At 67.9% G+C, this 23,192-nt stretch carries 20 protein-coding genes, 1 tRNA gene and 2 pseudogenes; 9 read left to right on the top strand and 14 right to left on the bottom strand.

The genetic code is table 11. From position 1 onward, the window contains the following. Positions 1-51 precede the first annotated feature (51 nt). Positions 52-863, bottom strand: a pseudogene (locus ON21_RS08155) (SDR family NAD(P)-dependent oxidoreductase). A gap of 225 nt (positions 864-1,088) precedes the next feature. Between ON21_RS08155 and ON21_RS08150 the strand changes: the two are divergent. Next, on the top strand, positions 1,089-1,712 hold the full coding sequence (locus ON21_RS08150) for a TetR/AcrR family transcriptional regulator (RefSeq protein ID WP_039796886.1): 624 nt from the start codon (positions 1,089-1,091) through the stop codon (positions 1,710-1,712). A gap of 94 nt (positions 1,713-1,806) precedes the next feature. On the opposite strand, the gene ON21_RS08145 is transcribed toward ON21_RS08150, so the two are convergent. Then, a complete protein-coding gene (locus ON21_RS08145) occupies positions 1,807-3,597 on the bottom strand; it encodes an Eco57I restriction-modification methylase domain-containing protein (protein ID WP_051020464.1) in 1,791 nt (596 codons plus the stop codon). Between the two features lie 157 nt (positions 3,598-3,754). Between ON21_RS08145 and ON21_RS08140 the strand changes: the two genes are divergently transcribed. Continuing rightward, positions 3,755-4,441, top strand: coding sequence for a nitroreductase (locus ON21_RS08140; RefSeq protein WP_039796884.1), 687 nt, complete (start codon positions 3,755-3,757; stop codon positions 4,439-4,441). Between the two features lie 21 nt (positions 4,442-4,462). Here the strand turns inward: ON21_RS08140 and ON21_RS08135 are convergent, their stop codons facing one another. The 7 genes from ON21_RS08135 to aceE all read right to left on the bottom strand — a co-directional run bounded on the left by ON21_RS08135 (position 4,463) and on the right by aceE (position 13,670). Further along, the gene (locus tag ON21_RS08135) at positions 4,463-4,948 is read right to left on the bottom strand and encodes a winged helix-turn-helix transcriptional regulator (RefSeq protein ID WP_039796882.1); all 486 of its coding nucleotides are present in this window, start codon (positions 4,946-4,948) and stop codon (positions 4,463-4,465) included. Between the two features lie 178 nt (positions 4,949-5,126). Further along, the gene (locus ON21_RS08130) at positions 5,127-6,560 is read right to left on the bottom strand and encodes an acyl-CoA carboxylase subunit beta (RefSeq protein WP_039796881.1); all 1,434 of its coding nucleotides are present in this window, start codon (positions 6,558-6,560) and stop codon (positions 5,127-5,129) included. 119 nt (positions 6,561-6,679) lie between these two features. Then, complete coding sequence (locus ON21_RS08125) at positions 6,680-7,930, bottom strand: KasA/KasB family beta-ketoacyl-ACP synthase (RefSeq protein WP_039796879.1); 1,251 nt, start codon at positions 7,928-7,930, stop codon at positions 6,680-6,682. 10 nt (positions 7,931-7,940) lie between these two features. Continuing rightward, positions 7,941-8,243 (bottom strand): meromycolate extension acyl carrier protein AcpM, encoded by a 303-nt coding sequence (acpM, locus tag ON21_RS08120; RefSeq protein WP_039796877.1) that lies wholly within the window; start codon positions 8,241-8,243, stop codon positions 7,941-7,943. A 122-nt stretch (positions 8,244-8,365) separates the two neighbouring features. Next, positions 8,366-9,280 carry an ACP S-malonyltransferase gene (locus ON21_RS08115; RefSeq protein ID WP_039796875.1) on the bottom strand — a complete coding sequence of 305 codons (915 nt, stop codon included), beginning with the start codon at positions 9,278-9,280 and terminating at the stop codon, positions 8,366-8,368. A 128-nt stretch (positions 9,281-9,408) separates the two neighbouring features. Continuing rightward, a complete protein-coding gene (locus ON21_RS08110; protein ID WP_051020463.1) occupies positions 9,409-10,743 on the bottom strand; it encodes a PucR family transcriptional regulator in 1,335 nt (444 codons plus the stop codon). Between the two features lie 11 nt (positions 10,744-10,754). Beyond that, a complete protein-coding gene (gene aceE, locus ON21_RS08105; RefSeq protein WP_039796873.1) occupies positions 10,755-13,670 on the bottom strand; it encodes a pyruvate dehydrogenase (acetyl-transferring), homodimeric type in 2,916 nt (971 codons plus the stop codon). A gap of 214 nt (positions 13,671-13,884) precedes the next feature. On the opposite strand from aceE, the gene ON21_RS08100 reads away from it, so the two are divergent. The 4 genes from ON21_RS08100 to ON21_RS08085 all read left to right on the top strand — a co-directional run bounded on the left by ON21_RS08100 (position 13,885) and on the right by ON21_RS08085 (position 15,622). Continuing rightward, positions 13,885-14,442: an Rv2240c family protein gene (locus tag ON21_RS08100; protein ID WP_039796872.1), complete on the top strand. Its 558-nt coding sequence runs from the start codon at positions 13,885-13,887 to the stop codon at positions 14,440-14,442. Positions 14,443-14,568: 126 nt separating this feature from the next. Continuing rightward, entirely contained in the window at positions 14,569-14,991 is a 423-nt protein-coding gene (locus tag ON21_RS08095; protein ID WP_039796889.1) for a DUF3052 domain-containing protein, read from the top strand. Between the two features lie 77 nt (positions 14,992-15,068). Next, the gene (locus ON21_RS08090; protein WP_039796870.1) at positions 15,069-15,533 is read left to right on the top strand and encodes a peroxiredoxin; all 465 of its coding nucleotides are present in this window, start codon (positions 15,069-15,071) and stop codon (positions 15,531-15,533) included. A gap of 17 nt (positions 15,534-15,550) precedes the next feature. Continuing rightward, positions 15,551-15,622, top strand: a tRNA-Val gene (locus tag ON21_RS08085). Between the two features lie 19 nt (positions 15,623-15,641). On the opposite strand, the gene ON21_RS38255 is transcribed toward ON21_RS08085, so the two are convergent. The 4 genes from ON21_RS38255 to ON21_RS08070 form a co-directional block, all read right to left on the bottom strand. Beyond that, positions 15,642-15,788, bottom strand: a complete 147-nt coding sequence (locus tag ON21_RS38255) for a hypothetical protein (protein ID WP_157170755.1) — start codon at positions 15,786-15,788, stop codon at positions 15,642-15,644. Between the two features lie 379 nt (positions 15,789-16,167). Next, positions 16,168-18,888, bottom strand: a complete 2,721-nt coding sequence (locus tag ON21_RS35660; RefSeq protein WP_169332682.1) for a tetratricopeptide repeat protein — start codon at positions 18,886-18,888, stop codon at positions 16,168-16,170. Between the two features lie 113 nt (positions 18,889-19,001). After that, on the bottom strand, positions 19,002-19,469 hold the full coding sequence (locus ON21_RS08075) for a Het-E N-terminal domain-containing protein (protein WP_039796868.1): 468 nt from the start codon (positions 19,467-19,469) through the stop codon (positions 19,002-19,004). Between the two features lie 178 nt (positions 19,470-19,647). Continuing rightward, complete coding sequence (locus ON21_RS08070; protein WP_039796866.1) at positions 19,648-21,012, bottom strand: flavin monoamine oxidase family protein; 1,365 nt, start codon at positions 21,010-21,012, stop codon at positions 19,648-19,650. Between the two features lie 61 nt (positions 21,013-21,073). Between ON21_RS08070 and ON21_RS08065 the strand changes: the two genes are divergently transcribed. Beyond that, entirely contained in the window at positions 21,074-21,682 is a 609-nt protein-coding gene (locus ON21_RS08065; protein ID WP_039796865.1) for a TetR/AcrR family transcriptional regulator, read from the top strand. Positions 21,683-21,718: 36 nt separating this feature from the next. On the opposite strand, the pseudogene ON21_RS08060 reads toward ON21_RS08065, so the two are convergent. Beyond that, a pseudogene (locus tag ON21_RS08060) lies at positions 21,719-22,000 on the bottom strand (AMP-binding enzyme); the annotation flags it as partial. A gap of 98 nt (positions 22,001-22,098) precedes the next feature. Here ON21_RS08060 and ON21_RS38250 point away from each other — a divergent pair. Beyond that, positions 22,099-22,392, top strand: a complete 294-nt coding sequence (locus ON21_RS38250; RefSeq protein WP_051020461.1) for a PucR family transcriptional regulator — start codon at positions 22,099-22,101, stop codon at positions 22,390-22,392. 172 nt (positions 22,393-22,564) lie between these two features. Next, complete coding sequence (locus ON21_RS08050) at positions 22,565-22,972, top strand: DUF3303 domain-containing protein (protein WP_306307686.1); 408 nt, start codon at positions 22,565-22,567, stop codon at positions 22,970-22,972. The last annotated feature ends 220 nt before the right edge of the window (positions 22,973-23,192 follow it).

Here is a 23,192-nt window from a genome sequence, read left to right as displayed (position 1 = left end):
GCCGGTCGTCAATTCGCCCTCCCCGTCGTCAACCGCGCATCCCGCGCGCGGTCAGGAACGGAATACCATGTCCAGCACCTTCTCGTGGTACGACCCGGCGATTCGTGTGACCAGGTCCACAGCGATGGCATCGATTCCGACCAGCACCTTCGCCTCGCCGCGCGCCGCGCCGCGCAGAATGGTCCGCGCCGCGGCCGCCGGGCTGGTCCGCGCCACGTGGCCCTCGAATCGGCGCACTACTTCTCCCGCGTCGACGCCCGGCGCCACGCTGGCCGACCGGGCGATCCCGGTGAGCACGCCGCCCGGATACACCCCCGTGACCCGCACGGAGCCGCCCGCGGCACGCATGTCCTGACGCAGCGAGTCGGTGAAACCCCGCACGGCGAACTTCGCCGCGTTGTACGGCGCGTGCCGCGCGACGGCCACCAGCCCGAAGGCCGAGGACATGTTGACGACGTGCGCGCGATCGGCGGCCAGCAGATGGGGCAGGAACGCCTTGGTCCCGTTCACCACACCCCAGAATCGACGGCCATCACCTGTTCGAAGTCGCTGAACGGCGACTCCAGCACGCCACCGACGTGCAGGATGCCCGCGTTGTTGAACAGCGCATCGACCCGCCCGAATCGCGCGACGGTTCGCTCCGCGTACGCGAACACCGCCGCCCGGTCGGTGACGTCCACCGTCCTCACCCAGGGCTCGCTGCCCACCGCCGCGCACAACGCCCCCGTCTCGGCCACGGCATCCGCCGACTTGTCCGACAGCGCCAGCGATGCCCCCGCGCCCGCCAGTGCCACCGCCAACGCCCGGCCGATGCCAGCGCCCGCGCCGGTGACCGCCACCACGCGATTCGCGAAATACCCCATGGCTCAACCCCTTTCCGGACCGGCCGTAGCCGAGGCCGGACACCGACCACAGGCTATCCAGCCGAATCTGGACACGCGACCCACTCCGTGTGACCGCGCCGTCGGGCAATGCCAGGCCACGCCGCGCCCAACCGATGAAATAATGGACGTTCCCGTCCGCACCCGTCGCGACGCCGCGCCCACCGGCCACGGCCCGGCGCCCGCGCCGAACCCACTGGAGATCCGATGCCAACCATCTCGCCCATGTTGCAGCGCATCCTCGAGAAGCCGGTCGCCGACGGCGAAAAGCTCCTGGAAAGCGCGCTCTCGGCATTCCTGGACTTCGGCATCAAGCGGACCAGCATGGGCGAGATCGCTCGCCGCGCCGGTATCAGCCCGGCCACGCTGTACCGGCGCTACGAATCCAAGAACGACCTCGTCGAGGCGGTCAGCGTCCGGGAAGCCCAGCGCTTCGTCGCCGCGATCGAGAAGCAGGTGCGCACCGTCTCGGGCAACGACGATCAGCTGGTCGAGATCTTCGTCGCGTTCATCAGCGCCATCGCGGGCAACGAACTGCTGCGCCGGCTGCTGCGCACCGAGCCCGACCTGATCCTCCCCCGGTTGACCACCGAGGCCGGACCGATCCTCGCCGTCGGCCGCGACTACCTGGCCGAGAAGCTGCGCGAGCTACGGGATGCCGGTGGCACGCACGACTTCGACGCCGATCTGGTCGCCGAGATCATGGCCCGGCTCGCGCTGTCGCTCGCCCTCACCCCCGACGGCCTGATCCCGGTCAGCGATCAGAACGCCGCGCGCGAGTTCGCCCGCCGCACGCTGCTGCCGATGGTCGGCGTCCGGGTCAGCGCTTAATGGGCGCTGTCGGACGCAGTCCGTCTTCAGCCCGCGCATGGCCGGAGCGAAGGCGGAGGTACGCCTGATGGGCGCTGTCGGACGCAGTCCGTCTTCAGCCCGCGCATGGCCGGAGCGAAGGCGGAGGTACGCGTAACCCGACGCCGAACGCGGCGGCCACCCGCTCGTCCAGTTCCGCCTGCGCCGCCGGATCCGGCGCACGGCCCGCAACGAACTCGCGCACCAACTCGATGACACCCGCCGACCGGGCCGCCGCCGGATCGGGCACCGGCAGCCGGGACACGTACTGGGTGATCCACCGCCGCCTCCCCGAATACAACCGATTGCCGCAGACCACGTCGTAGAACCGCAATCCGAGCGCCGAATTGGCCACGCCCATCAGCAGATATGCCAAGCGCGTCGCCTCCGCGGGCGCGGCGGCCAGATCGGGCAGCGAGATCCAGTAACAGTCGCCGTTGACCACCGCGCCCGAGCTGTCCAGCGCGAAACGCGGACGGTCGCTGATGTCCGGGAAGACCAGTTTCGGCTGCCGCCACAGGTGCGGGCGCTGCGGAACCCAGATCTCGTACCAGGCGCGGCCGCTCTCGACGACATAGCGGCGCCCGGCCAGCGTCCGGCGGTGCGACCGCAGATACGCGGCGGCGCTCGGGTATGCACCGAGATCGATCGGCGTGCGGCGGGTATGGGCCAGGTCGTAGGGATACAGCACGCGAACGTCACGGGCCCGCGTGGCCCGCCACGGCGCGAGGTCGTGATGGGTGATCAGATCCAGCAGCAGGTCGGCCTCGGGACACGGGTCGGCCTGCGCCCAGCGGTCGGAGATGAACACGTGGTCGGCGGTCGTCTTGATGCCGACCCGGATACGCGCCACGTCGCCGAAACTGCGCCAGGTCGCCCCCGCTATCCGCGCCAGCCAGGAATCGATCGCCTCGTGCGACATCCGCCACGCGGCGTCGGGTTCCCGCGCGAGGCGCGTCCTCCGTACCACCGCCAGTTCCGGCGCCGCGTCACTCTCGTCGCGATCCCGACCGGCTCCGGAAGCCCCCGGCGGCCCGCCTCCCGTCGCCAACTTGCCGACCTCCACGGCGAAGGTCCGCCCGTTGTACTCGACGATCGAGCCGCCCGGGTCGAGCAGCGCCTCGAACAACGTCTTCGCACCGGGTGTTTCGCCGGTGGCCTCGTAGGCGGAGACGTAGCGGCAGCCGTCGCCGTGACTCGCGCGGCGCGCGATGGTGATCGCGGGCAGCACCGCGGCGGTGAACAGTTTGGTGTCCCCCAGGTCGTACAGCTCGACCGGGGCCAGATCGGTCAGCAACAGCCGCCGGATATTCGCGCCGGCCTTGGTGGTCAGGAAACGGTTGGCGCACAGCAGGCCGAGCACACCTCCGGCGGCCAGCAGCCGGGGCAACGTCGCCACGAACGGATGGGTCAGGTCGATCCGCCCGCGCAGACCGAACCGCTTGCTCAGCAGCTGCGCGGTCGATCCGCCCAACTGCTGGGTGCGCACATACGGCGGGTTGGTGATCACCGCGTCGAACGAGCCGTCCGCGAGCCGCGCCTCGACCGCGAGGAAGTCGGCCTTGCGCCAGTGCGCGGCGATCCCCTCCGCGCGGGCGCGCTCCCTGGCGACCGCGAGCGCGCGGGCGTCCAGGTCGTAGCCGATCAGCACCAGACGGATACCGGGAAACCGGGTCGCGACCTCCCGGTGCACGGCGAACAGCAATTCGCCGTCGCCGCAAGCCGGATCGAGCACGCGCAGGACGCCCGCCCCCGACGGCTGGACATGGCGCAGCAGCCGTTGGGCGAGGAACCGGGCCAGCACGGGCGGCGTGTAATGCCTGCCGTGCCGTTTGCGGTCCCGCGCGGCGGGGGCTTCGGACGCCATATCGGGATTCTGCCTCGCGCGACCGCGCCCGTTGCCACAACGCGGGCAACACTTTTGCGCCGCCGCGCGCGTCGCGGTCGACTCGCCCGGCTTTCGCGCCGAAGCGTTCGATGCTAGCGTTCGGTCTCGAAATAAGACTGCCAAGGGAGGCGGGGGAATGACAGTGACGACCGACGACTTCACGGCGCTGACCCGAGTGCTCGATGAACGGTGGACCTGCAGGCAATTCCGCTCGCAGTCCGTCGAGCGCGACACCATCCGCGCCCTGCTGCGACTGGCCCAGCGAACGCCGTCGTGGTGCAACACCCAGCCTTGGCAGGTCGTCGTGACGGAGGGCGCCGGAACGGATCGTTTCCGCAAGGAACTGCTCGACCACATCGCGACGGCCACGCCCGCGCCGGATTTCGAGTTCCCCGCGCACTACACCGGTGTGTACCGGGACCGCAGGCGCGAATGCGGAAAGCAACTGTACGAAAGCGTCGGCATCGCCAAAGGCGATCACGAGAAGACCATGCAGCAGGCCGTACGGAATTTCGAACTGTTCGACGCGCCGCATGCGGCGATCGTGACCAGCGAAGCCGATCTCGGCGTCTACGGGGCGGTGGACTGCGGGCTGTACATCGGTAGCTTCCTGTTGGGCGCGCAGAGCCTCGGCCTCGGCGCGGCGCCGCAAGCGGCACTGGCCTCGTACTCACCCTTCATCCGGGAGTACTTCGGCATCCCGGAGCAGCGCAAGGTCGTCGCCGGGATCTCGTTCGGATATCCGGACCCCGACCACCCCGTCAACGGCTTCCGCACCACCCGGGCCGACGCCGACGAAGTCGCCACCTGGTTCGCCGACTGACACCCGCGGGCGCGCCCGTCGCTAGCGCGCGCTACCCGCGGTCGCCTCGGTCCCGGTGACGCCCAGCAAGCCCGGTCCCGGCTGCGGGGTGACATCCCGTGCGGTGAGTTCGCTTCCGCACGAATCACATTCGAGCCGGACATGGGCCTCGCCCGCACACTCGTGATGGGCGTAACGCACGGGAGGACCTTCGGGCGCCATGTAGGCGTCGCCCCAATCGCGGATGGCCAGCAGAATCGGGTAGATGTCGTGCCCCTTGGGGGTGAGGCGGTACTCCTCGTGCGCACCCACGGCGGCCTTCTGCTTGACGAGGATGCCGTTGTCGAGCAGGCGGTCCAGACGATCCTGCAATCTGCTGCGCGAGATGCCCAGTGCGCTTTGGAAAGCGTTGAACCGCCGGATGCCGGAGAAGCAGGACTTGAGGATCAGCAGCGTCCAGCGGTCACCGAAGATCACGAGCGGGCGCGTGATCGAGCACGGCACGTCGGCCAGTTCTTCGTAGCGCACCTCCCGATGCTACCGACCAGCGAGCCGCTCCCGCCCCGTGAAACCTCACGACCTCTTCCGCTCGGACTGCGTGCGACACACCAAACCACCGAGTACGCACACCGCGGTCCGCGTCCCGCGGTCTCCGGAAACGCGAAACGGGCCCCGGGAGCGCCCGGAGCCCGCTTCGGTACGTGGATCAGAGCGGGATGTTCTTGTGGTGGCTGGCGCGAGCCGGGGCCACGGCCAGCGCCGCGGCGATGGTGCTGCGGGTCTTCGCCGGGTCGATGACCTGGTCGACGACACCGATCGCCATGGCGCGCTCCACACCGCCCGCGATGCGCTCGTGCTCGGCGGTGAGCCGCTCGTGCAGCGCCTCGCGCTCCTCCTCCGGCGCGGCCGCGAGGGCCTTCTTGTGCAGGATGCCGACCGCGGCCTTGGCGCCCATGACGGCCACCTCGGAACCCGGCCACGCGTAGACCGCCGTCGCACCGAGCGAGCGGGCGTTCATCGCGATGTAGGCGCCACCGTAGATCTTGCGGGTGACCAGCGTGACCCGCGGAACGCGCGCCTCGGCGAACGCGTGCAGCAGCTTCGCGCCGCGCCGCACGACGCCTTCCCACTCCTGGCCCACGCCGGGCAGGTAACCCGGAACGTCGGTGACCACGATCAGCGGAATGCCGAACGCGTCGCACAGCCGCACGAAACGCGCCGCCTTCTCCGCGCTCTCGGAGTTCAAGCAGCCGCCGAGACGGATCGGGTTGTTCGCCAGCACGCCGACGGTGCGGCCGCCGAGACGGCCCAGGCCGGTGACGATGCTGCGGGCGTACCCGCCCTGCAATTCCTCGAAGGAGGACTCGCCGTCGACGTTGTCGAGCAGCTCGTTGATGATCGGCTTCACGTCGTAGGCGCGCTTGGCCGACTCCGGCAGCAGAGCCTTCAGATCCACGTCGCCGTGCTCGGCCGCGACCAGATCGAATTCGCCCTGCTCGGCGAACATCGACACCAGTCGGCGAGCGCGGTGCAGCGCGTCGGCCTCGTCGTCGGCCACGATATGGGTGACGCCGGACTTCTTGCCGTGCGTCTCCGGCCCGCCCAAGGTGGCCATGTCCACCTGCTCGCCGGTCACGCTGCGCACCACGTCCGGGCCGGTCACGAAGACGCGGCCTTCCGGAGCCATGATCACGATGTCGGTCAGCGCCGGGCCGTAGGCGGCGCCGCCTGCCGCGAAGCCGAGCACCACGGAGATCTGCGGGACCAGGCCGGAGGCGCGGACCATGGCCTCGAAGACCAGGCCGACCGCGTGCAGCGCCTCGACGCCCTCGGCCAGTCGAGCGCCGCCGGAGTGCCACAGGCCGACCACGGGGACACCGGAGTCGATGGCGGTGTCGATGGCGTCGACGATGTGCTTGCAGCCCTCCACGCCCATCGCGCCGCCCATGACGGTGGCGTCGGAGCAGTAGGCCACGGTGCGGACGCCATCCACCTCGCCGATGGCGGCGAGCACGCCGGACTTGTCACGCGGGTGGAGCGGAAGAATGGTGCCGGGATCGAAGAAACGCTGGAGCCGACCGAGCGGATCGCGCGGGTCGGTCGTCGTCTCCTGATGCAACGCGGGAGCGATGATTGTCATCGCGTTGTCTCCTGACCTCGATAAGTGCGCCGCTGCCGCGGCTGCGTATGGCGAAACGCGGCGGGGCCGAGCCAAAGATGGCCGGCCCCGCCGGAATCGTTGTGCAGTCGATCGCGCGGCTAGGCCCGACCGAAGGCGAGCGCTACGTTGTGCCCACCGAATCCGAAGGAGTTGTTGATCGCGTACTCGATCTCCTGGCGGCGGGCTTCGCCCTTCACCACGTCGAGGTCGATCTCCGGGTCCTGGTTCTCCAGGTTCAGCGTCGGCGGAACGATGCCGTCGCGGATGGCGAGCACGGTGAGCACGGACTCCAGGGCGCCGACGGCGCCGATCGAGTGGCCGAGCGCCGACTTCGGCGCGTACACCGAGGCGTGGTTGCCCACGGCTTTGTTGATCGCGTTCGCCTCGGCGGTGTCGCCGATCGGCGTCGCGGTCGCGTGCGCGTTGATGTGCGTGATGTCCTTCTTGGTCAGACCCGCGGACTGCATCGCCCTGGTCATCGCCCGCGCGGCGCCGTCACCCGTTGGGTCGGGGGCGACGAGGTGGAAGCCGTCGGAGGTGATGCCCGCGCCGAGCAGGCGCGCGTGGATGGTCGCGCCCCTGGCCTTCGCGTGCTCTTCGGTCTCGATGACCATCAGCGCGCCCGCCTCGCCGAAGACGAAGCCGTCGCGATCCTTGTCGAAGGGACGCGAGGCGCCCTTCGGATCGTCGTTGCGAGTGCTCATGGCGCGCATCATGGTGAACGCCGCGATCGGCACCGCGTCGATGAAGCCCTCGACGCCACCGGTGACGACCATGTCGGCGTCACCCATGACGATCATCCGCCAGGCATTGGCGATGGCCTCGGAGCCGGACGAGCACGCCGAGACCGGAGTGACCACTCCTGCCCTGGCCTTCAATTCGAGGCCGACAACGGCCGACGGGCCGTTCGGCATGACCATCTGCACAGCCAACGGCGAAATCTTGCGATAGCCGCCGTTCTTCAGCTTGTCCACGGAATCGATGAGGGCGTCGCCGCCTCCCAATCCGGTGCCGATGGCCACACCCAGCCGCTCCGGGTCGACTTCCGGGCTGCCCGCGTTCCGCCAGACCTCGCGACCGAGCACGGTCGCGAGCTGCTCGACGTAGGCCATGCGCCGACACTCGACACGAGACAGCAGGGTGTCGGGCCGAACCTTCAGGTGACCGCCGATGCGGACCGGAAGGTCGTATTCCTCGACGAAGGAATCCTCGAGAACGTCGATGCCGCTCTCGCCGTTGAGGAGTCCCTTCCACGTCGCATCGACGTCACCCGCGATCGACGTGGTCGCCGCAAGGCTGGTTACGACGACGTTGGGGAAGTTCCCGTTCAAGGTGGAAGGAGTGGTCACAGTTTCGGCCCTACTCGGCGTTGTCGAACTTGGCCTTGAGCTCGGCCGCCGCCTCGGCGTTCTCGGCCTCGAGCTTCTGGATGTAGTTGACGGCGTCGCCAACGGTCTTCAGGCTGGCCAGATCCTCGTCGGGGATCTTCACGCCGTACTTGTCCTCGGTCTGAACCGCGATCTCGACCATGGACAGCGAGTCGATGTCCAGGTCATCGACGAAGGACTTCTCGATCGTCACCTCGGAGGGCTCGATGCCGGTCACCTCTTCGATGATCTTGCCGAGTTCCTCGACGATTTGTTCCTGGGTCAGAGCGGCCACTTCGTGGCTCCCTTCTTGATACTTTGTAGGGCTCTACTGGTTTTTTTCGGATCGAGCGCGGTAATAGTTACCGCCTCTCGGTCACGACCTCGCATCGAGTGATGCATGGTCGCGGAGGAAAGCTAGCCGGACACGGTCAGCTCAGCCAACGCGGGGAGGTCTTGCGGGGTCTTCAGGGCCAGCGTCGGCGTGCCCTTCAGTTCCCGTTTGGCGATGCCGACGAGGGTGCCCGCCGGCGGCAGCTCCGCCACTGCCGAAACAGCGGCCTGCCGAACGGTCTCGGTGCACAGATCCCAGCGAACGGGCCGGGTGACCTGCGCGGCGAGCTTGTCGATCGCGTCCTGTCCGGACGCGACCGGCTTGCCGTCGAAGTTCGAGAGCAAGGTCCTGTTCGGCTCGTTCGGCGTGATCTTCGTTATGGCTTCGGTCACAGCATCCTGCGCCGGGGCCATGAACGCCGTGTGGAACGCGCCCGCGACGGGCAGCGCCCGAACCCTGGCCTTCTCCGGAGGGTTCGCGGCGAGCTCGGCGAGAGCGTCCAACCGACCCGCGGCCACGATCTGACCCACCGCGTTGCGGTTGGCAGGCACGAGGTCGAGTTCGGTGAGCCGCTCGAGCACGGCGGCCTCGTCGCCACCGAGCACCGCGGACATGCCGGTCGGCTCCAGTGCGCACGCCTTGGCCATCTCCGCTCCGCGGATGGCGGCCAGCCGGACCGCGTCGTCGGCGGAGATGACTCCGGCGACCGCGGCGGCGGCGAGTTCACCGACCGAGTGCCCGGCGACGATGGTAGCGGCGGGAAGCTCGTCCTGCGAGATCTCCGAGTATGCGAGCAGTGCCGCCGCGACCACGAGCGGCTGGGTGACGGCGGTGTCGGTGATCTCCTCGGCCGTCGCGGTGGTACCGAGACGGACCAGGTCCAGGCCCGAAGCCTTGGACCACAGCGTAAGGCGCTCAGCCGCGCCGGGAAGGTCGAGCCAGGGCGCGAGCATGCCGGGTGTCTGAGAGCCCTGTCCAGGGGCGAACAACGCGATCACGTCTCTAAGAAAACACTGTGAGGCGGGCCGCACGAGATGTCGACGCGAATGAAGCTTCGGAAGCGGTTTTGTGGGGGTTCCACAAAAGACCACGTGGGCTGTCCGAATCGACCGATTCCGCCGATGCGTTACAAGCTCTCGGGACCCGACGCGATCGAAGTGACTTCTGCGACGGGAGTTGACGGTTCGTTACGGGTTCGTGTCAAACGACCCACTGTTGCGGCGATTCGGAGCACATACGCATCCCGTGGGTTCATCGGATCACGGCCGGTGATCTCGGCGATTCGCTTGAGGCGATACCGAACCGTATTTGGATGGACGTACAGCTGACGCGCACACGTCTCGACCGCTCCACCGCAATCCAGATAGGCGTCGAGAGTGTCCGCCAGCGACGACCCGGCCGCGGCCAACGGTAGGACAAGGTACTCGTTCAGCGCGTCGATCGCAGCTCGATCACCCAACAAAGCGCGTTCCGGCAGCAATTCCGCCGCGTGCACCGGTCGCGGCGCCCCGCGCCAGCCGACCACGGCCTCCATCCCGGCCAGCGCTTCCACCGCACTCGCGTGAGCCGCGCCGAGCGTGCGGGTGGTCGGACCGATCACGACCGGACCGTCGGAGAACACCTCGGCGAGCAGATCGGCGAGGAACGGGGAGATATGGGCGGTCTCCCCCAGATGCCCGGAGACCACCATCACCAGCCTGGTGCCCTGCACCACCGCGAGCGCGGCCCGCCCGTGCCGCGCCGCGATGGAGTGTACGGCACCCACCGACGAGACGCCCTGCTCGCCGGGCGGCGTGCCCACCAGCACCGTCGCCGGTGCGGTGGCGTCCCAGTTCAGCGTCGCGGCCCGGGAGAGCATGTCCGGGCCGGTGTCGCCGCGCACCACGGCGTCGACGACGAGCGCCTCCAGCCGGGTGTCCCACGCGCCGCGCGACTCGGCGGCGCTGGCGTACACCGAGGCGGCGGCGAAGCCGAGCTCACGCCCGTAACGCAGCACCGCTTCGGTGAGTGCGACCAGCTGCCGGTCGTTGCGCGCGAGCGCGGGCAGCCACTGCTCGAAGAACTCCATGGCGACGCGGACCATGTCCACGGTCTGGCGCAGCGTCAACCGCCGCGCCAGATCCTGCGGGATCACCTGGAAGGCGTCCAGGCTGAACCGGATGTCGCTGTCCGGGTCCTGTAGCCACTCCAGGAAGTTCACCACCGCGGTCTGCACCAGCATCTGCACGCCGGCCCGCTGCGCGGCGTCCAGATCGGCGAAGAACGGCAACCGATCCTGCATCGACCCCACCGCCTCGGTGGAGAGACGGCCGGAGAACTGCTTCACGCGTTTGAGCAGCGTGTCCGGAAGGGGGTCGCGGGTCTGCCGGTTCGGGGAGAGCGCGCCCGTCGGCAGATACACCTCGTGCTCGGAAGAGCCCTCGGAGATCCGTCGCGGCCGCGGCGGTTTACGGTCCACCATCCAATATTCCGCTACGCGAGGTCTTCGTCCGAACTCACCGCCGCCTTCGGCGCGGCGTCCACGTCGGCGATGCCGTACTTCGCCGCCGCCTCCACGGCCTTACCGGGGTCGAGCTTGCCGGTCCGGCCGAGACCGGCCAGCGCGGCGACCACGATGGACTGCGCGTCGACGTTGAACACCCGCCGCGCGGCCGGGCGGGTGTCGGAGAATCCGAAACCGTCGGTGCCGAGCGTGGTGAAGTCACCGGGCACCCACTTGCGGACCTGGTCGGGTACCGCGCGCATCCAGTCGGTGGCGGCCACGTACGGGCCCTCGACCCGCGACAGGGCCTCGGTGACGTACGGGACGCCGTGGTCGTTGCCCGGGTCGCGCAGCGCGGCGATCTCCTTGTCCAGCGCCTCCTTGCGGAGTTCGCCCCAGGAGGTCACCGACCACACGTCCGCCTGCACGCCCCATTCCTGCGCCAGCAGCGCCTGCGCCCGCAGGCCGTCGGGCACGGTGACGCCGGAGACCAGGATCTGGGCGCGCACCGCGCCCTCACCCCCGCGCTTGTACAGGTAGAGGCCCTTGAGCAGACCGGCGACGTCGAGGTCCTCCGGCTCGGCCGGCTGCGGGTACGGCTCGTTGTAGAGGGTGATGTAGTAGAAGACGTCCTCGCCGCCGAACTCGGTGGGGCTGCCGTGCGGATGGGTGCCCGGCAGCGGCGCGGAGCCCTGCGGAGCGGCGCCGCCGCCGTACATGCGGCGCAGGCCGTCGCGCACGATGTGGGCGATCTCGAACGCGAACGCCGGGTCGTAGGTCACCACGGCCGGGTTGGTCGAGGCCAGCAACAGCGAGTGCCCGTCGTTGTGCTGCAGGCCCTCACCGGTCAGCGTGGTGCGTCCCGCGGTCGCTCCGAGCACGAAGCCGCGGGCGAGCTGGTCGGCGGCCGCCCACAGTCCGTCGCCGGTGCGCTGGAAGCCGAACATCGAGTAGAAGATGTACAGCGGGATCATCGGCTCGCCGTGCGTGGCGTAGGAGGTGCCCGCCGCGGTGAACGACGCCGTCGACCCGGCTTCGTTGATGCCCTCGTGCAGGATCTGCCCGACGGCGCTCTCTTTGTAGGCAAGCATCAATTCCGCGTCGACGGAGGTGTACAACTGCCCATTGCGGTTGTAGATCTTCAACGAAGGGAACCACGAGTCCATACCGAAGGTGCGGGCCTCGTCCGGGATGATCGGGACGATCCGCTTGCCGATCTCCTTGTCCCGCAGCAGCTCCTTCATCAGCCGCACCAGGGCCATCGTGGTGGCGACGTTCTGCTTGCCCGAGCCCTTGCGAACCGAGCGGTAGGCCTCGTCGCCGGGCAGCTTCAACGGCTTGGCCGCGGCGCGCCGCTCGGGCAGGAACCCGCCGAGCGCCTTGCGGCGGTCGAGCATGTACTGGATCTCGCGGGCCTCCATACCGGGGTGGTAGTACGGGGGCAGGTACGGGTCCTTCTCCAGCTCGGCGTCGCTGATCGGAATCCGCTGCAGGTCGCGGAAGTCCTTGAGGTCCTGCAGGGTCAGCTTCTTCATCTGGTGCGTGGCGTTGCGGCCCTCGAAGTGCTTGCCGAGGGTGTAGCCCTTGATGGTCTTGGCCAGGATCACCGTCGGCTGGCCCTTGTGCGCCATCGCGGCCGCGTAGGCGGCGTACACCTTGCGGTAGTCGTGACCGCCGCGCTTGAGGTTCCAGATCTCCTGGTCCGACAGGTCCTGCACCAGCGCCTTGGTGCGCGGGTCGCGGCCGAAGAAGTGATCGCGGACGTACGCGCCGTCGTTGGCCTTGTAGGTCTGGTAGTCGCCGTCGGGGGTGCTGTTCATCAGGTTCACCAGCGCACCGTCGCGGTCGGCGCCCAGCAGCGCGTCCCACTCCCGGCCCCAGATCACCTTGATGACGTTCCAGCCCGCGCCACGGAAGAACGACTCCAGTTCCTGGATGATCTTGCCGTTGCCGCGCACCGGGCCGTCCAGGCGCTGCAGGTTGCAGTTGACGACGAAGGTCAGGTTGTCCAGACCCTCCATGGCCGCGACGTGAGCGAGACCGCGCGACTCCGGCTCGTCCATCTCGCCGTCGCCGAGGAAAGCCCACACGTGCTGATCGGAGGTGTCCTTGATGCCGCGATCGTGCAGGTAGTGATTGAAGCGCGCCTGGTAGATGGCGTTCATCGGGCCCAGGCCCATGGACACCGTCGGGAACTCCCAGAAGTTGTTCAGCAGCCGCGGATGCGGGTAGGACGGCAGCCCGTGGCCGGGGCCGCCGTTGCTGTATTCCTGGCGGAACCCGTCGAGCTGATCGGTCGACAGCCTGCCCTCGAGGAACGCGCGGGCGTAGATGCCCGGCGAAGCGTGGCCCTGGATGAAGATCGAGTCGCCGCCGCCAGAGTGGTCCTTGCCGCGGAAGAAGTGGTTGAAGCCGACTTCGTAGAGCGCCGCCGAGGACGCGTAGGTCGAGATGTGGCCGCCGACGCCGATGCCGGGGCGCTGGGCGCGATGCACCATGATCGCGGCGTTCCAGCGGATCCAGGCGCGGAAGCGGCGCTCCACCTCCTCGTCGCCGGGGAACCACGGCTCGTTCTCGGTGGGAATGGTGTTGACGTAGTCGGTGGAGGTCAAGGACGGGATGGCGACCCGACGTTCACCGGCCCGCTCCAGCAGACGGAGCATGAGGTAACGCGCACGGCCGGGGCCCTCCCGGTCGAGCATCTCATCGAACGACTCGAGCCATTCGCTGGTTTCCTCCGGGTCGATGTCCGGTAGGTAGGACGCCACCCCTTCGCGGATCACCCGCACCCGTCCGGCCGGCTGCGGCGCGTGCGACCCGTTCGGATCGCGGCTCGCGGCGGGCGCGGGAGCGGAGCTGGTACCGGCGGATTTCGCCGGTGCGGAAGAGTGGATCAGGTCGGTCAAATCTGCTCCTCGTACAGGGGTGGACATGCTGATGGCGTCGGTATCCCCGGGCGGTTTCGCTGGTTGGCGGACCACCCGTAAACGAAAGGTTCGGGCGCACCATCCATCCTTGCCGATGACGCGTCCCAAATCATCATGTCAGCCGGAAATCCAGTACCGTTCGACAGGCAAGGTGAGCATGTCGGGCGTGGCAGCCCTGAGGAGCGGGAGGACGATGAAGCTGCTGAACCCACGCGGGTTCGGAATGGTGTGCGCCACCGGTGCGGTCGCTGTCGGATTGGTCGTCGCGGGGTGCGCCAACCGGGTGGAAGGCGTGGCGGGTCCGAACGCGAGCGACCTGGCGGCATACAAGAGCGAGGCGGCGTCCTCGTCGGCGGCGGCGACCTCATCCCGGCGGGCTGCTGCCCAGGCCAAAGCCATCTCGGACAATTGCGGTCAGTTCCCCACCACCACCGGAGCGGGCGTCACCAAATACAACGAATTCGTCGACGCGCACGATTCGAACGCACCGGACTACGTCGCCAGACGCGACTCGGCGGCCCAGACCCTCGAGGACGCGGCGAACAAGGTGGAAAGCGGCGTGAACTCCGCCAAGGACGCGCTACCCGCGGACCTGGTGCCCCTGTTCACCGAATACGTGAACGCCGCCCGCGCACTGGCGGCCGAGACGCGCAAGATGACCTACACCGCCCCGGTCGCGGCCCTCAACGACGCCAGCAAGCGGGTCAACGACGCGCGCAACGCCGTCCGCGACTCGTGCCCGAAGCGCTGAGAAAGCCCTTGACACACCCTCGCAACGCGACATTCGGTACCTATTTCGCCGGATCGGCTTGCGCTGAAGCCCATAACCATGTTCGCTTGCAACTATCTACTGTCGGGAGTTGAGGAGGACACCACCGTGGTCGCCGCGGCGGACGCGCAGAACTACGCTCAGAAGCTTGGCATTTCACACGGCTTGGTTGTCCAGGAATTGGGCTGGGACGAGGACGTCGACGACGACCTGAGGGCCGATGTCGAGGACGCGATCGGCGGTGAGCTCGTCGACGAGGACTCCGACGAGGTGATCGACGTCGTGCTGCTGTGGTGGCGCGACGGCGACGGCGATCTGGTCGACGCCCTCATGGACGCCATCGCTCCCCTCGCCGACGACGGTTTCGTCTGGGTGCTCACCCCCAAGACCGGACAACCCGGCCATGTCGAGCCGAGTGAAATCGCCGAATCCGCACCGACCGCCGGTCTGACCCAGACCTCGGCGATCAGCCTCGGCTCGTGGACCGGCAGCAGACTCGTGCAGCCCAAGGCGCCCTCGAAGCAGCGCTGAGCCACCGCGCTATGGTTTCCACCAGGGCGGTGTCGCACGCCCGCCCGGTGGAAACCCGACACGATGGAGGATTCGCTATGCCGCTCGAGGTTGGCACTGTCGCGCCGGATTTCACGCTGAAGGACCAGAACAACCAGGAAGTCACCCTGTCGGACTACCGGGGGAAGAAGAACATCCTGATCGTGTTCTACCCGCTCGCCTTCACCGGCATCTGCCAGGGCGAGCTGTGCAAGGTGCGCGACGAGCTGCCCAAGTTCCAGAACGACAACGCGGAGATCCTCGCGATCTCGGTCGGCCCGCCGCCCACCCACAAGATCTGGGCCGCCGAACAGGGCTACACCTTCCCGCTGTTGTCGGACTTCTGGCCGCACGGCGCGGTCGCCCAGGCCTACGGCGTCTTCAACGAGAAATCGGGCTACCCGAACCGGGGCACCTTCGTCGTCGACCGCGAGGGCTACATCCGCTTCGCCGAGATGAACGGCCCCGGAGAACCCCGTGACCAGGCGGCTTGGGAGAAAGCGCTCGCCGCGCTAGATTCATAAGCCGCCGGTAACGGCACGGGCGTATAGCTCAGCGGTAGAGCTCTGGTTTTACACACCAGCGGTCGGGGGTTCGATCCCCTCTGCGCCCACCGAGAAGATGAACCCGTCCTAGACCTCGCCGTCGCGCAGCCGGAGCCCGACGAGCGGACCGGCCAGCATGTGCTCGTCGACGCCGAGAGGCACAGCGGCGGTGCTGAACCTCCCAGGGCACCCACTGCCGAAGGTGACCGGCCGTTGTTCACCAGTGGTGAGCATCCGAACCGCGTTCCACCGGGCGGCCGCGAAGTCCGGCGTCTGCCGTGAAGATGCCGGCGAAGGCGCGCAGCACCGCCCATCCGCGGGGCGCCGCGGAGTCGCCGCGTCCAGGGTCGACTGGCGCCGTGCAGCCACAGCGCCGGGCTGTCCCGATCGGGCGCGTCGACGGCGTCTTCCCAGACCGCGCGGATGGCATCGGGGTCGGGGACCAGTCCCACTTCGGTGGCCGCTGCAAGCTGCCCGGCGAACCTGTCGGAACAGCCGCCACCCTCCGCGGTGGCAGCACCCGGATCTCCGGACTGCCCGGACGTTTCTCGCGCTGTCGCGTCGACGGCTCGTTCTCGGCGGAAGATGAGTGCGGGTCACAGTCACCCGCATGTCAGTGTGCGCGGGAAGTCGGTTCCAGTGTGGCGAGGTAGGCTGCGGCGGGGCGGGCTTCCGGTGCCCCTAGGTGCTGATAGATCTCGATGGCTTTCCGCAGTTGGGTTATGGCGCCTGCAGTCTCGCCGATATCGACTCGACACCGTGCCGATCCTTCCAGCGCATGAGCCTGTTCAAGTTTGCTGTGGATCGCCTGACCCTGTGCGAGCGCTTGGGTGAACTTCGAGAGCGCACTGTGAGGTTCATGGTTCTTCAGTAAAAGTGCCCCGATGCGGTTGAGCACCTCGACTTCTCCGAGTCGGTCGCGGAGCTGACGGTAGATGGCCAGTGCCTTCTGGTAATGGCGGAAGGCGTCGGCATAGTTCCCGGTGTTCGTGCAAACGTTGCCGAGATTGTTGAGGGCGTTGGCTTCTCCGAGTTGGTCGCCGATTTCGCGGCAGATTGCCAATGCTTTCTGTTGGAGATCTGTGGCGTCGATGTAGTCCCCAGTACATTTGCGGAGGTTGCCAAGGTTGCCGAGGGTGTTGGCTTCACCGCGCCGGTTACCGAGCTCCCGGTAGATGGCCAGTGCTTGGTGTTGCAGGTTGGCGGCCTTGGCGTACTCTCCAACGCCGGTGTGCACGAGGCCGATGTTGCCGAGCGCGTTGGCTTGGCCTCGCCTGTCGCCGATCTCGCGGCAAAGGGACAGCGCCTGCTGATAGAGGTCGGTGGCCTCGGCATAGTCTCCAATGTTGTTACGCGCTATACCCATATTGTTGAGGGCACACGCTTCCCCCAGCCGGTCACCGAGCTCGCGGTAGATGTCCAGGGCCTGTAGATAGAGGTCGGTGGCCTCGGCATAGTCACTGACGTTGTTACGCACGAGGCCGAGATTATTGAGGCAGTTGGCTTCACCGTGCTGGTTGCCGAGCTCACGGTAGATGATCAGCGCCTGTCCATACAGGTCGGTGGCCTCGGCATAGTCACCGGTGTTCTCGCGAACGTTGCCGAGGTTGTTCAGACAGTTGGCTTCACCGAGCCGGTTGCCGAGCTCGCGGCGAATAGCCAGTGCCTGCCGATAGAGGTTGGTGGCCTCGGCATAGGCCGCGACCTCGTTGCGGACTTGCCCGAGGTTGCCGAGGACGCTGGCCTCGCCGCGCCGGTTACCGAGGTCACGGTAGATGACCAGTGCCTCCTGGTACAGGTTCGTGGCCTGGGCGTAGTCCCCGATGCGGTAACGGATGTTACCGAGGTTGCGTAGGGCGTTGGCTTCGCCGAGCCGGTTGCCGAGCTCACGGTAGATGACCAGTGCATGCTGGTTCAGTTCGGTCGCGGCGGCGTAGTTCCCGGTAAGTTCCTGCACTCTGCCGAGGTTGGCCAGAGTGTCGGCTTCGCCGAGGCGGTCGCTGAGGAGATGGGCGGTGCGCAGGGCGCGGTGGTGAAGGTCGACTGCCTGCGGCCATGGACCGTCGCGTGCGAGCAGGTCGGCCAGTGTCTTGGTCAGCTCGATCGTTCTCTGCGGTTGACATGTGACGGTGTAGTCGAGGCAGGCCAGCAGGTTGGCGCGCTCGGCGCGCATCCACGCCATTGCGGTCACTTCGTCGCCGAACTCACGCACCACATCGCTGTGCGGTGCGTTCTCGGAGTGTGCGGTGGTGTAGGTAACCCCGGCCAGGTGCCGGTCCGCGGCCGCGGCAGTGGCGTGGTAGTAGTTCAGCAGTCGGTCCAGCGCTCGACGGTTGTCGTCGAGCGGGTCCGTGTCGGCGAGGGTGCGGGCGTAGGCGCGCAGCAGGTCGTGCGACCGGTAGCGGCCGGGTTGGATCTCTTCGACGAGGTGGTCGGTGTAGAGCGCCTCCAGTTGCGTGCGCGCCGCCGTGACCGGGATGTCTGCCAATGCCGCCGCGGCGTGCCGGTCGGTGTGCGGACCGGGGTGCAGGCCGAGGCGGCGGAACAACCTGGCGCGTTCTGGCGGCAGATCGTGATAGGACATGGTGAACGCGCCACGCACCGCGCGATCTCCGATGTCGAGCTCAGCGAGCCGATCCTGCGCGGTCGCGAAGTCGCTTGCCAGATCGGCGATGCTCCAAGCCGGGTGGTGGGACAGGCGCGCAGCCAGCAATACGATCGCCAGCGGTAGGCATCCGCAGGACTGCACGATCTCGGTCACGGCGGCTGTTTCAGCGCCGGTGTCGGCGAGACGGTGCGCGACGGTGGTGAACAGTCGCGCCGCGGGGCCGGGGTCGAGGACGTCCAGTGCCAATGGCACCGCCTCATCGAGAGCGATCAGCCGTCGCCGGCTGGTCACCAGCGTCAGACATCCGCCGTTGCCAGGCAGCAGTGGCTCGATTTGGGCGTGGTCGCGGGCGTCGTCGAGCACGAGCAATACCCGTTTGTCGGTGAGCCGGTCCCGCCACAGGTCGCGGCGCCCGTCGAGGGTTTCGGGAAGGCTTCGGGGATCGACGCCCAGCCTGATCAGCAGGCCCGCCAACACGTCGGCAGGGTCGGCGGGGGCTTGTCCGGGGGTGTGGGCATTCAGCGAGACCATGTACCGGCCATCGGGAAACCGGTCCGCGAGCAGGTGCGCGGCCCGGGTCGCCAAGGCGGTCTTTCCGGTACCGGCCATACCGTCGATGGTGTAGATGGTTGCCGCTGGATTCCGTCCGGCCGCATCCACGATATGCCGCAGTTCGGTCTCGCGTCCGACGAAGGCGCCCACATCTCGGGGCAATGTCGTGGTCACCACTGGAGCTGACGGCGGAGCGGGCTGTTGCAGGACCGAGTAGTGGATCGACACATCCCGGCCCGTCTCCACTCCCATGAGCGAGACCGCGGGCGACGCAGCAGTACCTCCGGCTACTGCTGCGTCGCCCGAGGGTGAGGCGGCTGCCCGGTTCCCGCCCGTATCCCGCTGATCCGCAACGAACCGTCCACGGAGGTGTCCTCGGCGATCACCCCGGCACCCGCGGAGGTGACATCGGTGATCTCCAGCTCACCGGCGCGGACTTCCCGCAATCGCACACCCACCGCCTCCGCAGCCGCCGGTGCGTGTCGATGCACCGCCACCAGCACCTGCCGTGCGGCTGCGAGCAACTCCTCGTCGTCCGCGGCGCCGGCCTGCTGAAGTTCCTCCACCAGCACCGCTCGCCGCGGGACCGACTGCGGTTGGCGTTCCACCACCTCCACATCGACCGACCGATACTTGCCGATGAGCAGCCTCTTCACCGCCTGGTAAGCATCGATGACCGCGCGTTCGGCAGCATCGGTCAATCCTGCCGCCGCACCAACAGCCACCGCCGCCGCCACCATCGTCACCGGGTCCACTCAGCCCACCTCCCCTGTCTGGAAGCGACTACCTCACAGGATCCTCGAGCGCGTTGCCATGCAGATCAGCTATGTGTATTTTCGCAGCTTTCGGCGTGGGGAAGAACTTCCATAGAAGACACACCTGTTTCGAGATCCGTCTACCGCCGAGGCTGCGCCGCCACGGCGGAACCAACCGCTACACCCCGCTGCGGACCAGGGCGGGAGCGACTTCGCGGGCGGCGCGGTGGCCGGATTCGGCGGCTCCGTCCATGTAGCCGGCCCAGCGGGTAGCGGTTTCGGTGCCTGCCCAGTGCAGCGGGCCGATGGGTGTGCGCAGGGCCGGACCGAAGCGGGTCAGGGTGCCGGGCGTGGTGAACGCGCCGTAACAGCCGCGGCTGAATTCTTCTTCGGCCCAATCGCGTTCGATGTAGGCGATGGGGTTGCGGGCCCGTGGCCCGAAGTAGCCTGCGAGATCGTCGATCACCTGTGCACGACGATCGGTGGGGTCGAGGCGCGCGCCCCTATCGGCGTGGCGTCCCTCGAGGAAGCCGACGAGCACGCCGGGTGAACCGTCGAGCGGGGTGTTGTCGAAGACGGTGCCCAGGGGCCGATGGTCGCTGTTGGCTTGGCCGCTCAGACCCGATTCGCGCCAGAAGGGCTCGTCGTACACGACATTGACCTTGATGACCCGGCCCATCGGCATGCGCTGGACGAGTTGGTCACGATCGCCGGGCAGGCCGGGGGTGAAGCGGATGCGCGCCGCCAGTGGCGGCGGAACCGCGATCACGGCCCGACGAGCGCGAACGGTCGTGCCGCCCGCGACGACCCGGACACCCGAGCCGCCCCACTCGACATCGGTCACCGCAGCCCCCAGGAGGACACGGTCACCGAGTTCTTCGGCCAGGGCCAACGCGATGGTCTGCGAACCACCGACAACGCGGTCCTGCTGCGCCCCGCCCGCGGTGTTGATCAACGCGTCCAGCCCACCGGCGGCGCCGACGTAGTAGGCGGCCCACAGCGCGGACATATCCTCCGGCTCGGCGGAGAACACCGCCTCGGTGATCAGCCGCAAGAACGACCGGCCCGCGGAGGTGTAGGCGGTCCGCCGCAGCCAGGTGGCGAAGGTCTGCCCGTCCAGCGCCTCGGCCCGGTCGGCGAGCCACGGCTCCACCGCCGCGACCTGGCGTGCCACCCGGTCGAGTCTCCACTGCATCTGCGCGACATCGGCCAGTGCCAGCGGATTCAGCTTGGGGATTCGCCCGGTGTATTCCGAGCGGGCCGTGCCGAGTTCAGCGATGTGACGGCCCGCGGTGTACGTGGGGAAGGTCTTCAGGCCGAGTTCGTCGATCAGCGCGAGCACGTGCCGCTGACCCGGCCCGACCCACTGACCACCCACCTCGATGGGCGCACCACCGGGGAGTTCACCGTTCAGCAGCCGCCCGCCCACCCGGTCGCGCGCCTCGAGCACGAGCACCTCGGCGCCACTTCGCGCCAGGTCACGGGCGGCGACCAAACCCGCTATCCCGGCTCCGATGACGACGACGTCCACTGCTTCGCCCATGACGATCCACCTTCATACGAGCTGTATCCGAGATACATACTGTATGTGATATCCATACCGCATGGAGTCGTTTCGCGAGAAGTACGCGGAGAACACCCGTCAGGCGCTACTCGAAACCGCGGGGCGGCTGTTCGCCGAACGCGAGTACGCGGATCTGTCGGCTGAAGAGTTGGTTCGCACCGCCGGCCTCACTCGCGGCGCGCTGTATCACCACTTCGACGGCAAGAAGGGGTTGTTCGAGGCGGTCGTCGACAATCTCGAGAATCGAGCGGCGCAACGCATCCGCACCGCGATCGACTCGGCCTCGGACCCGTTCGACCGGGTCGACCGCGGGGTGCGGGAGTTTCTCGACGTCTGCGCCGAACCCGACTACCGGCACATCGTGCTCCTCCAGGGACCGATCGGCCTGGGCTGGCAGCGCTGGCGTGAACTCGACCAGCGCCATCTCGGCGGCCTGGTCGTCGAGGCGGTGCGGAATCTGCTCGACGCCGCGCTCATCCGGCCGTACCCCGCCACACTGCTGGCGAGTGCCTTCTATGGCGCTCTGACCGAACTGTCGCTGACCATCGCCGAGACCCACGATCGGCAACGGGCTCACGAGCAGGCGGCAAGCCTTGTGCACGACCTCCTCGAAGGGTTGGCGATCGACGCACGAAAGGCGACTTCCTGACGCTGGAGGCCACCCGGGAGCCGAGCGACGGAGCCGTCATGTCGGTGGAAGCTCGGTGATCCTGCCCGCACTGAACCTGTCCACGTCGGCCGCGACGGTGACGACATCCAGGTCGCCCGCCGCATAGCGGGCGCGCAATCGTTTCTTGTCGAACTTGCCGACGCTGGTCTTCGGTACCTCGGTGAGAAAGGTCCACCGCTCCGGCAGTTGCCAGCGCGCGAATTTGTCGGCGAGGAAGCGACGCAGCTGCGCGGCATCGGCGGTGGCGCCCGCGCGCAGGACGGCGGCGACGACCGGCCGCTCGTCCCATTTCTCGTCCCGCGCTCGGCGCCACCGCCGCTGTCCGGGAGGCGGAACTGGCGGCACGCTGTTCGCGTCCGGGTACGCGCGCCGTCACGACCTATGGAAGTGCCCCGGTGCCGCTGGTCCTGGTCCACGCGCCGGACGCCGCACGCGGACTCGCCGAGGCAGTTCTCGGCCCGGTTCTCGAACTTCCCGGCGAAGACCGCGACACGTTGCTGGAAACGTTGGACCAGTGGTTCGATTGCGGCGGATCGAATACCGAGGTAGCCCAGCGATTGAACTATCACCGCAACACGATCCATCAGCGTCTCCGGCGCATCGAAACGCTGACCGGCCGCCGCTGCGCGGACCCCAAGTCGGCCGCCGAGTTGTACATCGCGTTGCGCGCGATCCGGCTCGACTCGTGATTGCGATATGGCGCTCCCATCCGGTGAGAACGAGGAGCGATTCGCCGGTTACGGCGTGATGTCGGCCGGTTCGACGGATTCCGACCCGAGGGTTGATGTCCTCCGGCGCACCCCCCGAGCAAAGTAGGTGGTGTCCGCGCTCGGAAATCCCCCGCGGACGAGATCCACCCCCATGGCCGACCATCGGGACAGACCGTTTCAGGCACTTCCTACCCCTGATACGGACACCCACAGAATTCCAGCTTCACGGTATCCAAGGGAGGATGAGATGAAGTACGTGGTTTCGTGGACTTACCGTTGGACCGGATCCGCACCGGAGAACGAGGCGAGTATCCGGCGTGCATTGAATGTGTTCGCGAATTGGAAACCGCTCAGCAGCATGACGTACCACCAGCTGGTCGGCAGACTCGACAGCAGCGGCGGATTCGCGGTAGTCGAGACCGACAACCCCATGGACCTGGCCGACGCTCCCAACAAGTTCGCCTTCTTCGCGGACTATCAGATCTACCCGGTCGTCGATATCGCCGAAGCCGCGCAGGGCGTCCAGGAAGGCGCGGAGTTCAGGGCATCCATCGCCTGAGTTCGATCACCTCTGTCATCTCGCCACGACGCTGCCCGTTGCCGTGAACGCCGTCGCGTCGCGTGGCGAAATCGTCCGCACCTGCTCAGGTCGATCGGCGTGCGGTGACCAAGAGATATTCCCACTCCATCCGACCATTGCCCCGGTCGTGTCGGGCGGCGAGTTCGGCGAGTTCGCGGTCCAACCGCTCGACGCGGTCGGGTTCCCCGGCGATGGACTT

Origin of the sequence: Nocardia araoensis NBRC 100135 (assembly GCF_000308435.1) — a bacterium.
Classification (GTDB): Bacteria; Actinomycetota; Actinomycetes; order Mycobacteriales; family Mycobacteriaceae; genus Nocardia; species Nocardia araoensis.
This window is presented reverse-complemented; position numbering and strand designations above follow the sequence as displayed.